This window comes from Adhaeretor mobilis (assembly GCF_007741515.1).
Classification (GTDB): domain Bacteria; phylum Planctomycetota; class Planctomycetia; order Pirellulales; family Lacipirellulaceae; genus Adhaeretor; species Adhaeretor mobilis.
The window spans coordinates 5655807-5670355 of record NZ_CP036263.1; the positions used below are offsets into that span (position 1 = coordinate 5655807).

The following is a 14549-nucleotide window of genomic DNA, read 5'->3' on the forward strand; positions in this document are numbered from 1 at the left end:
TTCATGGTATGCCTCGCTCCACTCGGCAATACCCTACAACCAATTCATGGTTTTCATGCAAAACCTAACGCCCTGCCGACAAAATCGACGGCAACCATGTACACAGGTAATAAGCCCGCGGTGCGGTCAGGTCGAGCAACGATGCTAGGTCCAAGCCGCCACTGCTTTGGTTTCGCAACCGTTGCCCCTCCGCTCCCAGTAGTGCAGTGAGCGCGGCCGCCGGCTCGTTGTACTTGATGGCACGCACATTGTCGGTGCTCACCCCAGCAAGCTCCGCTGCACGCTCGATAGCCGCATCGATGAAGCCGATTTTGTCCACCAAGCCATTGTCGACCGCCTGCTGGGCAGTAAAAATTTGCCCTGTGGCAATCTTGTCCACCAGTTCCGGCTTACCTGCAAACTCAGGCCGGCCTGAAACGACGATCTCTTTGAATCGCTCGAAGCTCAAATCGACAAGCGTTTGCAACAGCTGACGTTCCTCGGCACGCTCCTCATCACTCAAGTCGCGCGTCGGACTGCCCATCAGCTTGAACTTGTGACTCGCCACGGAGTCGTCCTCGATATCCCAGGCAGTTAGCAGACCACTCAGGTCGTAATGCGGAATCACCACGCCAATCGAACCGGTCCACGTGGCGGGCTCCGCGAAAATGGTATCTTCCTTCTCGCCGACGGCCATCGCCATGTAATAGCCACCGCTAGCACAGATACTCCCCATGCTCACCACAATCGGCAGATCGCGGTCATCGGCCAATTCCAGCAAGTGATGGTACAAATAGTCGCTCCCGGTGACCGTGCCGCCAGGGGAATCGATCCGCAGAACCACAGCGACCACGTTTTCGTCTTTTCGAACGCGATCGATTTGCTGCTTGATGTAGCCGTCGCCCTCCATGATGGTGCCGGTGGCTTGGATGATAGCAATCTTCTGCTTCGCCTTGCCGTTAAGCGAATGGAACTTCTCCTGCGGCCCATTCGGCGGGCTGAAGTAGCTCTGGTAAGCGGTCGACTGCCCGATGAGTCCCATCACGCACAGCCCCAGGGCAATCAGCAGAAACTTCCCGTACTTGCCAAATGCGGAGGGCGGCTGCTGCTGCAAAATCACCTGCGGCGCAGGTTGTGGTTGGCCGGCAATCGGGGTGAGCCTCGGCTGGGGCGCCGCGCCCGGCGCAGGATCGTGAGGATTATCGGAAGGACTCATACTGGCAGCTCAGGTTGAGGGGAGCAGTGGAAGGAGCGGATCGACGAAACTGCATTCTACTGCCGCAGTGCAGGGAAAGAAACGGGCCCGGTTTCTGGTGGCTTGCTTCGTTCGCTGCGGCAATTCGTGCTGCAACTTCTCTGGCAACCTTCGGCCACCGACCATTGCCCCTGCCCTACCCTACGCGGTAGATTAAGCGGTCTGGAGAAGAACTCACGCCCCGTGTCGGACTTGCTTTACAGCTGGCCGGGGCCGCGACTATTGATTAAAGGAGTGACCCGCCGTGATTGTTTGTGCTTCGATGGAATGCCTGCCCGACCTGCCCAGGGAAGAAGTCCCCGGGGCGCTCGTCGACTTGGAATACACAGCGATTGAGCTACCCGTGCATAGCTCGGGTGTCAGCTGGTATCAGCCGTCTGCCGTGGCGGCCAACTTGGAAGAGGCCACCGAAAAGTTCCGCGACACCAAGCGGCTGAACATCTCCGCCTTTAGCTTCGACACCGACGATACCGGCGACGCGTACTACGAGCAGTTCGGCGCACTCTGCAAACTGGCCAAGTCGTTGCGAGTGGTGCCAATCGTCGTGCCCGCTGCTAAGCAGGGCACACCATTCAACGAAGAGATCGATCGCCTGCGCGAGCTCGTGAAAATCGCCTCTATGGAAGGCTGCCTCGTAGCGATGAAAACCACCATCGGCTGCATGAGCGAAGATCCTGACACCGCTGCCGTGCTATGCGATAACGTGAAAGGCCTGGGAGTTTGCCTCGACCCGAGCTGCTTTATCACCGGCCCGTGGCAAGGGAAAGACTTTGGCAAGATCGTTCCTTACACATTCCACGTGCAGATGCGCGACTCAACCACCAGTAAGATGCACGTTCGCGTTGGACAAGGCGAGATGGACTACGCCAAACTCATCGGGCAACTCGAAGCGGCCAACTACAAGGGCGCGCTCTCAGTCCACATGCCGCCCCTGGAAGATCTCGACCATCGCGCCGAGATGCGCAAGATGCGTCTGTTGTTGGAAAGCCTGCTGTAGCTCATCGAGCGACCTGCCGCAGCCGCGGTGCTACGCACCGCCGGAACGTCGCCTCTGCAAAGGTTCCTGTGTTACGTTTCAGGCTCCTCGATCCCAGAGTACCCCGCGATGCCTTGGCAAATACACGCGCATGAGGTGGTCGAAATGGTCCATCACTTTCACCGCCTGCCGACTTCCACCTTTAGAAAACCACTGCTGACGAGCAATTTGTTCGTTGAGACGTCGTGATAGCGAAATCTTCAAGGAACGGCTGATACTTTTCGAGTTTCGTTCAGTCCTCCAGCTTATCAGAGTATGCGCGTGACTTGGATCGGTTGCCACAGCGTGGCATCGGGCATCTAGATAGCTACACGCCTCTCGCACGCCATCGCAAATATGTTGCTGCACGACTCGCTCGAACACGACAGTAGGATTCGATTGCTTGCGGCGGTACTCGTCAGCTCGTTCTTTGTCGGGAGGTTTGAGTCCCTCCTTCCAATGCACATACCCCTGAGGGCGATCGGGCATCCAACTGCCATAGGCGTGGTAGGCGAAGAGATAGCAAGGCATACCTCTACTTGAGTTCAAGCCTCCGGCGGTGCGTAGCACCGCGGCTATCGACCCCCAAACAACAACAGCCGCGACGGGAGGGGGTGTCGCGGCCGTCGTGTCAATCGTCGCAGGGCTGCGACGATCGAGGGAGGGTTCCAATTGTATTACCGTGCCAAGCTTCTCAACGCGCTTCGTCCTCTTGATCCAAGCGGCGCTGCATCTCTTGCATGCGTTGCTCCAACTCTCGCATGCGATTGAGCATGCGCTGCTCATTTTCATTACGAGGAGCCTCAGGGATATTGATTCCTCGTCGTGGACGGAAAAACTCTTCCATTTCTTGCTCCAGCTCTTCGGCCAGACCACCGTTGAAGCCGCCGCCATCGAAACCACCGCCCCCACGGTTGTCCCGTCGAGCTTGGCCTCTGAGCATCCGCTCGACCGGCCCGCGAAGCTCCTCAGGCAACTGCTGGAGCGACTCGGGGTCGTCGCCCGTGACTTCCCATTTTTCATCGCCTCGTTGCACCGTGATCCTAGCCGGCTCGTTGTTGTTGCGTTGAATCGAGATCGAAACGCCGCCTGGCAAAGCCATCATCCCGCCCCCCATACCAAACGGCTGCATGCCTCCCCGATCTGGAAAGCCTAGTCCACCTCGCTGCAGCATCTCACGCATGAGTTGGCCCGCATCACCTTGAAGATTCAGCGGCAATCGATTGGCACTACCGTTATTCAATTGCACATCGTCCGGTCGCTCCGCAGGCGTGACGGTAATGGTTTTCTCCTTCGCCAGTCGCAAGATTTTTAGTTCAATCGGCTTAGCTCCATCGGCAATCACTAGCTTTTGCAAGCCACGCATGTTGAGTAGTGGCTGCCCCCCGGCGCTAATAATGACATCGTGAGGGCGCAAGCCGGCTTGCTCAGCCGGGCTGCCGGCGATCACTTGTTCGATAACCACGCCCAGATCGTCTGCCAATTGCAGATGGGTTCGCAACACAGGGCTCTCGACCGCGCGTCCCTGAATGCCAATCCAGAAGGCCGGCTGCACGACTTCACGTTTCGGTTCTTTCCTGAGGGCATCTTCACGCATCGCATCTCGCCCGTCGGGACCGATGGGCACGATCGGCCCATCAAGTTCCAGCTCAGAGTCTTCGGCCGCTTCTTCGGCAATCTCGGCGGCGATGGCTTCGGAAGCGTCGCCCGACTCATCATCCAATACAGCACTCTCTCCGTGGGCTTGTGGCAGAAGCGCCTCTTGGGGCAGCCATGCCACCAATGCGACCAACGTTAAAGCGGTGCACGCGATGGCAAGTATTCTGACTAAGGGAGACTGCTGGGTGGATAGTCTTGTACGCTGGCTCATCTCGGAATTCTCCTCGTGGTCTCATCTTTCTATAGGAACAAACTAACTTACAGATTCGCAGAATCCGCGGAAAAAGTACAGCTTCGCCCGTTTCTACGAGAACACCTGGAACTTAGTTCGCTACTCGCAATAATTTCTCGTGAGCCCGAGCCTTTCTAAATCTCTGAGCTGTCATGCGAGAGCAGTCGACTCGGAGGAAAGCTTAACTATCATTCCGCATTGTGCAATTTACCAGCGTAGTGCAGTTGGTTGCCAGCCGTTGTGCGCGTGTACACCCACAACGCGACCGCTCCAGCGAAGATCAACAGGCTCAAGTTCTGCGAAATGCTGAGCCCCGTACCGAAAACGGGCGACTCGTCCACGCGAATGTGCTCCAGCAGGAAGCGAGCGATCGGGTAGAGCGTCAACATCAGCACCACGACTTGCCCGTCGCGCGTTCGCCAAGGAAAAACCGCCCACAGCAACCAGCACAGCAGCGCCGCGTTGACCGCGCTGTAAATCTGCGTCGGCTGCACCGGCAAGCTGCGCTCCGGCGGAGAACTGATCGACACGCGATGCGTCTGCCCACTACCATCGACGATTTCCAACGGATGGTTCTGCAAGAAGGCGCGCACCGTGAGCGACTCCGCCTGAGGGACTGTTTCCACCAAATATTCCCCAATCGCCTGAACCGTCATGCCCGGCTTGAGCTGCGCATCCGCTGCCGGTGAGTCGGGAACCACACTGGCGATCACCACCCCGGAGGGAACGTCTCCGGCGGACTCGTCAGCAGCTGTGCCGAACCGCAAACCAGAGAAGCGCCCCTGCCCGGCTTGCTCCGCATAAGGGCCGCTCAGTTTCCCGGGCGAGCTTTCCTTGGGAAAGGTGATTGCATAGGGGACCTCACTCACACCGCCATAACAGCAACCGTTGAGCAGGCACCCCACCCGCCCAAACGCCAAACCGATCAGCAAGCTGGGCGCTATCAAATCAGCCAGCGCGAGCGTGGGCAGCTTATGCTTGCGCGTGAAGTAGAGAAACGCTCCCGTTGCGCCGATCAACGAGCCGTACACCACGAGGCCGCCCTCGGTGAAGCTGAGCGCCGCTTTGATAGTCTGGCCTAGAGTCTCTTGCTTGATGCGTGCGTCCCAGTACTCGATCACATAAAACAGGCGCGCCCCCACGATGCCAGCCACGAACATATGCATCGCGAGCGACATGATCGTCTCCCCGGCGATTCCAGCATTCCGCCCGCGCGATATCGCTAGCCAAAGCCCTGAAAGACAACCCAGGAGCATCATCAGGCCGTAACTGCGGATCGGCAACCCGTCGGGAAACAACTTGGGCAGTAACACAATGGCTAGCGCCACAAAAGCCAGGGTCGTCCATGCATCGACAGCGCCGCCGTTTTTATAGACAGAGTAACCACCCACGGCCAACCATATTGCCAGCAGCACGCCAAATCCAAAGATCGGCACGCCAAAGGCTTCGACGGGAATGCGAAAGAGTTCAGAGCACATGGGGAAACGGTTATTGGCTATTGGAGTGGGTAGCCGCGACACTTCGTCCGGCTTGCGGGCTGCCTATTCTAGCGGATGGATCGGACAAGTGTCGGGGTCGCTTGCGACAGGAGGCTTGACGATTTCAACTATTCTTCCCAAACACCTCTCGTGTTGCGCACAGGCACCTGCTCCCATCCTAAGGTCATTCGCCGGTACCCAATATCACATTGTCAATCAATCGCGTCGAACCCACCGCTGCGGCGATCAGGGCAACCGCCGACTCGTCAAGCGTTACAACCGGTGTCAGTGTGCCTTGGCGCACAATCGAAACATAATTCGCCTCAAGCCCTGCCGAATTCAAAACGCCATACATATTGCGAATCAGCACTTCGGCGCTCCGTTCGCCTCGCTCGAATTCTGTTTCGGCAGCTTGCAGGGCTCTGGGGATCGCCAGCGCTTGTTCGCGCTCCGCTTCGCTAAGGTACGCGTTCCGCGAGCTCATGGCGAGCCCATCCGGCTCGCGAATCGTTGGGCAAATCTGCAGTTCCATGGGCACATTCAAGTCGCCGATCATCTGCTCGATCACCAAAGCCTGCTGGTAATCCTTCTGACCAAAGTACGCACGATCGGCAGGCATCAGGTTGAAGAGTTTCAGCACGACCGTAGCTACGCCATCGAAATGCTCTGGTCTGACACGCCCCTCAAGCCGCTTGGCGATTCCCTCCATGTGAACCGTCGTGGAGTGCCCCTCAGGATAGATTTCGCTTTGCTGGGGGGTGAACACCAAATGGCAACCGCGCTCGCGCAGAGCACTCAGGTCTTGCTCCAAGGTGCGCGGATACTTCTCCAGGTCTTCACTTGGTGCAAACTGTGTGGGATTCACGAAAATGCTAACGGCAACTAGGTCGCACTCCGCCAGCGCAGCATCGACCAGGCTCAAGTGCCCTTGGTGCAACGCCCCCATCGTGGGGACCAGCCCCACGACTTTGCCAGATTGCCTAGCCGCGATGATTGCGGCGCGTATTTCGTTGCCTGATTCGATTGTCTCCATCCAACTACGGTACCCCTTGGATTTACCTTCCAGCAAGGCCCTAGAAGTCTAGCCCTGCCTATTTGTGCTGCGACTTTGGGAAATAGCCGCGACTTAACAAGTCGCCGGAGAACTGGAGAAAGGCAACCTGGATGAGCAGGCTCTCGGCGACTCGTTGAGCCGCGGCAAGGTGCCGGGTGCTTTGGGTGCATTATCTCGCCCAGGACGATGCCACCTTAGTCAGTTAGCAAATGGCCAGATTTGTTCCTCGAACGATAAATTTGGCCGATTTTGGGGCTGCCGTTCGAGACTGAGGTCATCGACACCGCCGGGAGTAAATCTGTCCAAATCGCAGCCAGTTTCGACGCACAGGACGATGAAGCCGAGGGGAGTTGGAATGGCGATGATTGACCTGTTATTGGTGGGATTCGGGGCTTCATTCTAGCTACCATTTGCTGCAGAAAGCATTTCGACCCCTGAACTTACTGAATAGCAGTGCGTTAGGTCGGTGTGCTTCTCCGCGTGTCGTTAGCGTCGCCATCGCGACAACGTTATAATCTTTGGGAGAACCGACTGAAATCTACGTTGCCAGTTTTCGCCATTTGTCACCTCGCCACTTCAAATTCCATGGCAGATAGCTATGACGACGCCTTGAGGTATCGGGCCGTGAAGTTATTCACGGAGGGCGACTTCGATTCTGCAATTACTTTGTTTGACGAGTTGGTGCAGAACACTGATGATGCCTGGGATTGTTCGTGGCGTGCTAACACTCTTCTACTGCTTGGGCGATACGAAGAGTCACACACGACGTATTTGCGAGTACTTGAAACGCATCCCGATGATATTTCAACATTGCAACATCTAGCCTACATACTTGCGGCTTGTCCTTTCTCAAATTTGCGAGATGGGAACAAAGCGGTTGAGTATGCCACCAGAGCCTGTGACTTAACAGCCTGGAAAAACTGGGCATCGCTGTCCGTCCTAGCAGCGGCATACGCCGAACTCTCGGATTGGACTAAAGCCCAATTGTACGCGAAACAAGCCCTAGGAGTCGCCCCAGGCGAAGAAAAGAATAACCAAGAGTCGGCCATTCAGCTCTACGACAACCAGAAACTATTTCGAGCAAGCCCTGAGCGAGACAGAGCAAGACTTCGTTCTCGTCTATGCCAGTGGAAGGTCCCTTCTTATGGGGGCGACAATGCCGACACACCGAACGATAAGTGAAGATAATTATGGGAGTGCACATCCACCGAACGAAGAAATGGTGGCTCAATAGCTTACAGCGGCGCGCTCAATTTGCACCGGAATCGTAGCTTCCAACCAGCATCTGCATGAAACTTCGACGCGTCAGCCGATGAAGCGAATGGCACCTAGTTTTTCGTAAAGCACTACGAGAAAATGAGTTAACCACATATCCTATAGTGAATAAGTTCCATCAAAGGGCAGCAGAAAACTTCGATGCGATTTTCAAAAAAACTTGCTCTACTATTCAGGAAGCCCAGACAGCATCTGGCTGCAATCGATAAAGCACGCGAGTTCTTCCAAGATAATTGTAACCGAGAAGACCATCGTTCGATGGCAAAGGTTATCGCTACCACAGACGACGGCTTTATTGTCCGACTTTGTTTTGGCCACACCAAGCCACCCAGTCGTGCGTATTTCAAAATTCATGAATCTGGGGCCGTCGACGAACTTGAATTTGAGCAAGTACGTCAATATGGTGAGCGTCCTTGGCGGTAGCTCAATGACATAGCCCGCCCGGCAGTACGGACTGAAGCTACGACGCGTCGGACACAGGTTCGCTAACGTGCGTCGGCGAGTATGCCCGAAGCACCTTAGGGATATATGGCTTCGTGCGTTCGGCGAGAAACGCCGAGGCAGATTGGCGACATTCGAAATCACCCGCAAAGTGACAGAGGTTGTCCAAACCGCTGTCAGTTTGGGTAGCAAGTTATCTAACCCCTGTGTGACCCACCTGAGTGCCGTAACGTGCAAGATCACACCGACGTGGGCGGCACCTCGACTAGCCGCGACCTAACAACTCGCCGGAGAATAGAAGAAAGACAACCTGGATGAGTAGGTGCCCGGCGGCTCAGTGAACCGCGGCTAGGTGCGATTCCACACGCAACCCTGCATCAGGTGGCAGCTTCCACCGCTGCGATGGCCTCTTTCTCGACTGCTTGGCGCTCCTCGTCGTTCGCAGGCATCGGTAGCACTGCCGTGGGACCAGCCAGCACTAACTTCGACGCCACAGTATCTGCCGGCAACTCACCAAGCCAAATTACGAGCTTTGCTCGTGGCTGCTGAGGGTCGTAGTGTAAAACCCTTACATCGGGACATGCCTTGCCCAGCTTGCCTGCGAGAATCCGCACAGCTTCCTTGCTCTCAGAACCAACTGCGATGCTATTCTCCGCGTTCTTCAAGTGAGCTAGTAACCCGGTAACTGTCCAGTCGCTGCTCGGATGGCGCATCCAGGGGGCTACCTCCGCGGCCGGTTCCAACACAAACCGCCGAAACGACATCCTAGGGTGCGGCACCTGGAGCCCTTCGCTTTCGGGCCCCCCACCGCATGCGGTTTCGCCGTCAATTTGCTCAGCATCATAGAGCAGCAAATCCAGATCAAGCGTTCTCGCCTGCCAGCGCTCCACACGCTTGCGATTGGCAGCCGCCTCGATAGCGTGCAGCTCTTCAAGCAGCTTCGAGGGCGGGAGAGACGTACTGAGCAACGCAGCCGCGTTAAGAAACTCCCCCTGCCCCGTCGGGCCCCCAATGGGCCGAGTGGCGTGCAACCGACTGCGAACGCGAAGTTGCGTGCCTGGGATTTGCGTGAGCGCTAGGAACGCCTCTGAGAGCGTCTGATCGCGTTCGCCAAGATTCGCGCCAAGTGCAATCAGTGCGTTCGCCATCGGCTGCTCTAAAGCTCACAGCTAAAAGCCAACAGCTGATAGCCTTCAAAAAAATGGAGGGGCCTGAGGACATCGTGTCCCAGACCCCTCCAATGCGAATCCGTTCAAAAACATCCGTTCAAAAACATCGGGGGACTACCCTGTCGCGAGACCCCAAGCAATGAAGCAAGAGAGAATGCCGTACGCTGCATCCGTACTGTTGACGCCCCTTTGTAAAAAATGTCTCCAACAATTCAGACGGTGGTTGACGGGACCAACCCGCACAAGTGCTTATTCTTAATTCGCTATTTCTTGGTTCGCTTACTGCTTCACAACAGCTAGCCATCGTAGCTCTCAGACCAGTCAACGGGAAGACGGTCCGCAAGAGGGACCGCCACAATTAAATTAGACCCATGAGCACGCAACTTGAGACGCTAACGCCAACAGCCGAGCAAACTTCGGAGGTGAAACATCGCAGGTGAAACATCGATACGGAACTTCGTTCGATTCAGAAACAAGAGGACAGCCTGCATGCAGCTTAGATGGAGGCAAATACGCGGTCACATTGTGTATGATCCCGATATGTGTTGATTGGATGCGGGTTACACAAGTTGCGATGCCCACTCAATCAATACCCTACCACTCTAACTTTGCGGCCTGCCCCACCAACACATCGCGACTAGTTCGTTGCGACTCCTAAATCTGCCATGCAAAGCGGAAGAGCATTATTGCAGGGCGATTTCTTGGCCGTCGCTCGCGAAGTAGATTATTTGCAAAAGAACCCCCGAGTTCTTTACCCGGGTTTTCGTCCGTTGGTCTCTCTTGAATCATCAACTCGACTGTTGCCCATTCTTGTGATCTGAACGAATATGTCAACCACGCTTCGCGACGACGACAACACAAAATCAAAATTTGTTTCGTGCAAGGTTTTTGTTGGCAGAAAAATTGAAAAAATGATTCGGCAATTTATACAGCAATTTCGTTGCTGCTTGACGTTCTCTTGGCCCGGTTTGTAGCGCATCGGCGCTTCACTCGCTTCCCTCTATAAGGGGCGACAGCTAGCATGAAATCTGCGATGCACGACTCGCCGGAAAATACTGAGAACGACTCTAGCAATAACTCAACGAACAAGCATGCCCCCCCCCCCCCCCCAACAAAACTTCCAACAACGTTGTATCGTCGCTCTTGAGAGCCGTCGCGCTGAAGATACGCAACGCATGATCGAGCGATTCGAGGGGCGCGCCTTCGTCAGCCCCTCGATGCGTGAAGCCCCCGTCGAAGCCGAAGGGCCACTTGTCGACTTTGCCCATCGGCTTATCACCGGGCAAGTCGATGTGATGATCCTACTCACCGGTGTCGGCACACGGCAGTTTATTGAGCGCGTCGAATCTCGCGTCGATCGCGAGCGCCTGGTGAACGCGCTCGCCGACATCCAAACCGTCGCCCGCGGCCCAAAGCCACAAGCCGCACTACGCGAACTGGGCATCTCCGCTACAATCGTGGTGCCCGAACCCAACACCTGGCGGGAGATTCTCGAAACGCTCGACAAGCGACTGCCGGTCACCAATCTCAACGTCGCCATCCAAGAATACGGCATCCCGAACATTAGTCTCACCGCCGGTTTGGAAGCGCGCGGCGCAACCGTCGAAGCCGTGAAAATCTATCGCTGGGAACTCCCTACCGACCTGGGACCACTCAAACAAAACGTGCAACGTCTCGCTCAAGGCGAAGTCGATTTGGCACTGTTCACTTCCGGCCAGCAGGTGGTGCATCTACTGGAAATCGCGCAGCAACTCGATCTAGAAGCGGAAGTGCGCAAGGCATTTCAACAAACCGTGGTCGCATCGATTGGCCCTACCACGAGTGAAGCACTGCGCGATCGAGAATTGCCGGTCGACTTTGAGCCATCGCATCCGAAGCTAGGGCATTTGATCTCAGAATCAGCAGAAGCCTCGGCAGAGTTGATCGCGCGAAAGAATCGTGTGCAATGCGCGACCGCAAACCAGCAAGCAAATCGGAGTGCCCCTTGGTATGACAGCCCGTTCATGAAAGCGTGCCGGCGCGAACCGGTTCCCTACACGCCGGTGTGGTTGATGCGCCAGGCGGGGCGCTACATGAGTGAGTATCGCGAAGTCCGTGCGAAGACCACCTTCCTCGAGCTTTGCAAGAATCCTAAACTTTGCAGCGAAGTCATGTGTACCGCCGTCGACAAACTGGGCGTCGACGCGGCCATTATCTTCAGCGACTTGCTGCCCATCCTTGAGCCGATGGGCTTCGATCTAGAATTCACCCCCGGCGATGGCCCTCAGATTCACAACCCGGTGCGCACCGCAGGCGATCTCAGTCGCGTTGTCGAGCTGGAAAACCTCGATTCGCTTGACTTTGTGTTCGAAACCGTCTCGCAAACTCGGACCGACTTACCTGAAGATTTGCCGCTCATCGGTTTCGCCGGCGCGCCATTCACCCTCGCCAGCTACGCCATCGAGGGAGGCTCCAGCCGCAGCTTCCTGCACACGAAAAAGCTCATGTACACCGACTCCGCCAGTTGGAATGAACTATTGGGGCGCCTCTCGCGTTCGATCACGCGCTACCTAAACGCCCAGATCGCCGCCGGTGCCCAAGTAGTACAACTATTCGACAGCTGGGTCGGTTGCCTAGGCCCGCACGACTACCGCACGTATGTCATGCCGCATGTCAGCTCGATCATCGCCGGCATTACGCCCGGCACGCCGGTGATTCACTTCGGCACCGGCAACCCGACCTTGCTGCCACTTCAAGCGGAAGCTGGTGGCGACGTAATCGGCGTAGACTGGCGCATCGACTTGGCCGACGCCTGGAAACGCATCGGCTACGACCACGCCGTGCAAGGCAACCTCGACCCGCTCACACTACTGGCCGACGAAGAAACGCTCCGCGAGCGCGTGCAAGGTGTCCTCACTGCGGCGGACAACCGTCCAGGCCATATCTTTAATCTGGGCCACGGCGTGCTCAAGCAAACGCCCGTGGAGAATGCCCAGGCGGTGGTGAAACTGGTACAGGAGTTGAGCAAGCGGTAGGGTTAGCGATGTTTCCAATGAGCTGGTTCTCGCGAAGTGTGCGAGATCGAAATGACGATGATCTCGCTTCTCACCACTTTGTAGATAATACGAAACGGAAATCGCTGCATCAGGAAGTAACGATGTACGTCGTCGCACTTGGGGAAACGTTCGGGTGTCCTAGCGATTTGACGGATTGCGTGATCCACGGCGGAGTCGAAGGCGTCGGCCGCATCCAAGCTACGCTCGGCGTACCAGCAGCAGAGAATCGATGAAATCATTCTCTGCTGCTGAAATAATGATGACTTTAGTCATCAAGACCCGCCTAGCGTCGGGCACGTTCTCGCACTTCGGCCCAACTGGAGCCGGACATGTCCCCCGCATCAAAAGCGTCGCTACGACGCTTTGCTTCGGCTAGCCACGCAGGCGAAGGAGGGGACCAGTCGTCGGGTGAGACGTTAGACAGTAGAGCTGCAACTAGCTGAGCACGCTCCGCGGAAGGAAGCGTTTCAGCAGCTGTGAGAACGTCTTGATACGAAGCATTGACCATGCACTTATTCTAATGGGTAGAGCACATCGATCACAAGCAAAAAACCCACGGCTTGCACCGTGGGCTCGTTGTCTCTTCCAATGTTGCGACTTGTCGCTTAGCTGACCTCTTCTCGAAGCAACTTCTGAGAGAGGGCTCTCGGCTAAGCCGCAAGCGGTCAGGCTGAAGGCCGGCTGTAGTACTGATACGCGAGCAGCACTTCGTAGAGGTCGGCGCTCACGGTGACGTCGTCGTCTTCGAAGTCCTCAAGCCAAGTGCGCTTGCTGTTGAACGCGTCCGCCAGCATCGGTAGCAGCTTCGCGAGCGAAGAGGTGACTTGGGCTTGACCCTCGTCGTTCTTCGTGAGCTGCGGGGCGGCCGATTCTTCGGGGCCGCGGAAAATCTTTAGTTGAGGTGCCGACATGCTTTCGAGTTCCTTCTCGGTTTTCTACGCCACTAGTGACGTTGCGTTGTAATCGCTCACGCTCGGCAGGAATCCATTCCGTACCGGTCGCTTGCACAGCGCCGCCCTGTCTCCTCGATAGGTATCGGCGTGCCTCGGGCGAAAGCATTGGTCCATTTAGAGAAAAACTTCCGTTTAATCCGCTCGCAACTGCTAGCACGGTTGGATTACGCTCGCCCTGGGGGAGCGGTTGCCCAATCGCGAGGGCTTCGCGTACCATGTTTCCAGCGGCAGCGATGCCTGTGTGCTTACCCAGTCGTATCCAAAGCAGCTAGCTTCAGCCCCTGTTTGCACGACAAGCACGACTTGCCTTTATCGCTGTTCACCAACTCCCCCTGCCAACCCATTCTCGCATCCGCCTTCCTCCCTCCGCCTTAATGACATGGATTTTAAACGACGCTTACAAAAGGCTGCCGAGCGCGGTGAGCAGGCCCGTGAGGAGCGAGCCAAGGAGGCAGCCGCCAAAGCCCTCAGCGAGGAGGAGTACCGCCGCCTGCATTCCAGCTACCGCCTGGAGTTGGCCGACCACATCGAAAGCTGTGTGAAGCAACTGGCCGAAAACTTCCCGGGCTTCAAGTACGAGGCCGTGGTGAGCGAAAAGGGCTGGGGCGCGGCCGTACACCGCGACGATCTCTCGCTGAAACGTGGCAAGCGAGACAACCTGTTTAGCCGGCTAGAGCTCACGATCAGCCCGTTCAACAAGTACCACGTGCTCGATCTCGTGGCTAAAGGAGCGGTTCGCAACAAAGAGAACTTCACGCGCAACCACTTCCAGAAGCTCAACGACGCAGACCTCGACTCATTCCGAGAACTAGTCGAACTGTGGACGCTCGACTACGCAGAAGAATTTGCTGGGAGTTGAGTACAGTTCACTAGTGGAAAGAATTACCAAAGGGGAGTTTGCTCCAAACGCAATTTCGCCAAGCGCAGTTCCTCCAAACAAAAATAGCCGCGAGCTAACAGCCCGCCGGTGCGCAACCAGGAAGGGATGCCCACGAGCATTGCTT

General features: G+C 56.4%; 14 protein-coding genes. 5 read left to right on the forward strand and 9 right to left on the reverse strand.

Features of this window, described 5'->3' with window-relative positions:
* Positions 1-64 precede the first annotated feature (64 nt).
* On the reverse strand, positions 65-1195 hold the full coding sequence (sppA, locus tag HG15A2_RS22285) for a signal peptide peptidase SppA (protein ID WP_145063469.1): 1131 nt from the start codon (positions 1193-1195) through the stop codon (positions 65-67).
* Between the two features lie 283 nt (positions 1196-1478).
* On the opposite strand from sppA, the gene HG15A2_RS22290 reads away from it, so the two are divergent.
* Entirely contained in the window at positions 1479-2231 is a 753-nt protein-coding gene (locus tag HG15A2_RS22290; RefSeq protein ID WP_246117829.1) for a sugar phosphate isomerase/epimerase family protein, read from the forward strand.
* 78 nt (positions 2232-2309) lie between these two features.
* On the opposite strand, the gene HG15A2_RS24370 is transcribed toward HG15A2_RS22290, so the two are convergent.
* From HG15A2_RS24370 to panC, 4 genes are all read right to left on the reverse strand, one after another.
* A complete protein-coding gene (locus HG15A2_RS24370) occupies positions 2310-2780 on the reverse strand; it encodes a transposase (RefSeq protein WP_218932180.1) in 471 nt (156 codons plus the stop codon).
* A 163-nt stretch (positions 2781-2943) separates the two neighbouring features.
* Positions 2944-4119 carry a S1C family serine protease gene (locus HG15A2_RS22300; RefSeq protein WP_145063473.1) on the reverse strand — a complete coding sequence of 392 codons (1176 nt, stop codon included), beginning with the start codon at positions 4117-4119 and terminating at the stop codon, positions 2944-2946.
* A gap of 209 nt (positions 4120-4328) precedes the next feature.
* Positions 4329-5618: a prolipoprotein diacylglyceryl transferase family protein gene (locus HG15A2_RS22305; protein ID WP_145063475.1), complete on the reverse strand. Its 1290-nt coding sequence runs from the start codon at positions 5616-5618 to the stop codon at positions 4329-4331.
* A 184-nt stretch (positions 5619-5802) separates the two neighbouring features.
* The gene (gene panC, locus HG15A2_RS22310; protein ID WP_145063476.1) at positions 5803-6651 is read right to left on the reverse strand and encodes a pantoate--beta-alanine ligase; all 849 of its coding nucleotides are present in this window, start codon (positions 6649-6651) and stop codon (positions 5803-5805) included.
* Between the two features lie 606 nt (positions 6652-7257).
* Here panC and HG15A2_RS22315 point away from each other — a divergent pair.
* Together HG15A2_RS22315 and HG15A2_RS24375 are read left to right on the forward strand one after the other, a co-directional pair.
* Positions 7258-7854: a tetratricopeptide repeat protein gene (locus HG15A2_RS22315; RefSeq protein ID WP_145063478.1), complete on the forward strand. Its 597-nt coding sequence runs from the start codon at positions 7258-7260 to the stop codon at positions 7852-7854.
* A 351-nt stretch (positions 7855-8205) separates the two neighbouring features.
* The gene (locus HG15A2_RS24375) at positions 8206-8370 is read left to right on the forward strand and encodes a hypothetical protein (RefSeq protein ID WP_218932181.1); all 165 of its coding nucleotides are present in this window, start codon (positions 8206-8208) and stop codon (positions 8368-8370) included.
* A gap of 395 nt (positions 8371-8765) precedes the next feature.
* Here the strand turns inward: HG15A2_RS24375 and folK are convergent, their stop codons facing one another.
* A complete protein-coding gene (folK, locus tag HG15A2_RS22320; protein ID WP_145063480.1) occupies positions 8766-9536 on the reverse strand; it encodes a 2-amino-4-hydroxy-6-hydroxymethyldihydropteridine diphosphokinase in 771 nt (256 codons plus the stop codon).
* A gap of 1112 nt (positions 9537-10648) precedes the next feature.
* Here folK and hemE point away from each other — a divergent pair.
* Positions 10649-12571 (forward strand): uroporphyrinogen decarboxylase, encoded by a 1923-nt coding sequence (hemE, locus tag HG15A2_RS22325; protein WP_145063482.1) that lies wholly within the window; start codon positions 10649-10651, stop codon positions 12569-12571.
* 2 nt (positions 12572-12573) lie between these two features.
* Here hemE and HG15A2_RS22330 read toward each other — a convergent pair whose 3' ends face one another.
* The 3 genes from HG15A2_RS22330 to HG15A2_RS22340 all read right to left on the reverse strand — a co-directional run bounded on the left by HG15A2_RS22330 (position 12574) and on the right by HG15A2_RS22340 (position 13503).
* On the reverse strand, positions 12574-12831 hold the full coding sequence (locus tag HG15A2_RS22330) for a type II toxin-antitoxin system RelE/ParE family toxin (protein WP_145063483.1): 258 nt from the start codon (positions 12829-12831) through the stop codon (positions 12574-12576).
* 44 nt (positions 12832-12875) lie between these two features.
* Complete coding sequence (locus HG15A2_RS22335) at positions 12876-13100, reverse strand: addiction module protein (protein WP_145063485.1); 225 nt, start codon at positions 13098-13100, stop codon at positions 12876-12878.
* A 157-nt stretch (positions 13101-13257) separates the two neighbouring features.
* Positions 13258-13503: a hypothetical protein gene (locus HG15A2_RS22340; RefSeq protein WP_145063487.1), complete on the reverse strand. Its 246-nt coding sequence runs from the start codon at positions 13501-13503 to the stop codon at positions 13258-13260.
* A gap of 421 nt (positions 13504-13924) precedes the next feature.
* On the opposite strand from HG15A2_RS22340, the gene HG15A2_RS22345 reads away from it, so the two are divergent.
* Complete coding sequence (locus tag HG15A2_RS22345; protein ID WP_145063489.1) at positions 13925-14404, forward strand: hypothetical protein; 480 nt, start codon at positions 13925-13927, stop codon at positions 14402-14404.
* Positions 14405-14549: the final 145 nt, after the last annotated feature.

Coding starts and splice junctions, on each gene's coding strand:
- sppA (WP_145063469.1), bottom strand. CDS start 1,195: ATGAGTCCTTCCGATAATCCTCACGATCCTGCGCCGGGCGCGGCGCCC.
- HG15A2_RS24370 (WP_218932180.1), bottom strand. CDS start 2,780: ATGCCTTGCTATCTCTTCGCCTACCACGCCTATGGCAGTTGGATGCCC.
- HG15A2_RS22300 (WP_145063473.1), bottom strand. CDS start 4,119: ATGAGCCAGCGTACAAGACTATCCACCCAGCAGTCTCCCTTAGTCAGA.
- HG15A2_RS22305 (WP_145063475.1), bottom strand. CDS start 5,618: ATGTGCTCTGAACTCTTTCGCATTCCCGTCGAAGCCTTTGGCGTGCCG.
- panC (WP_145063476.1), bottom strand. CDS start 6,651: ATGGAGACAATCGAATCAGGCAACGAAATACGCGCCGCAATCATCGCG.
- HG15A2_RS22315 (WP_145063478.1), top strand. CDS start 7,258: ATGGCAGATAGCTATGACGACGCCTTGAGGTATCGGGCCGTGAAGTTA.
- HG15A2_RS24375 (WP_218932181.1), top strand. CDS start 8,206: ATGGCAAAGGTTATCGCTACCACAGACGACGGCTTTATTGTCCGACTT.
- folK (WP_145063480.1), bottom strand. CDS start 9,536: ATGGCGAACGCACTGATTGCACTTGGCGCGAATCTTGGCGAACGCGAT.
- hemE (WP_145063482.1), top strand. CDS start 10,649: ATGCCCCCCCCCCCCCCCCAACAAAACTTCCAACAACGTTGTATCGTC.
- HG15A2_RS22330 (WP_145063483.1), bottom strand. CDS start 12,831: ATGATTTCATCGATTCTCTGCTGCTGGTACGCCGAGCGTAGCTTGGAT.
- HG15A2_RS22335 (WP_145063485.1), bottom strand. CDS start 13,100: ATGGTCAATGCTTCGTATCAAGACGTTCTCACAGCTGCTGAAACGCTT.
- HG15A2_RS22340 (WP_145063487.1), bottom strand. CDS start 13,503: ATGTCGGCACCTCAACTAAAGATTTTCCGCGGCCCCGAAGAATCGGCC.
- HG15A2_RS22345 (WP_145063489.1), top strand. CDS start 13,925: ATGGATTTTAAACGACGCTTACAAAAGGCTGCCGAGCGCGGTGAGCAG.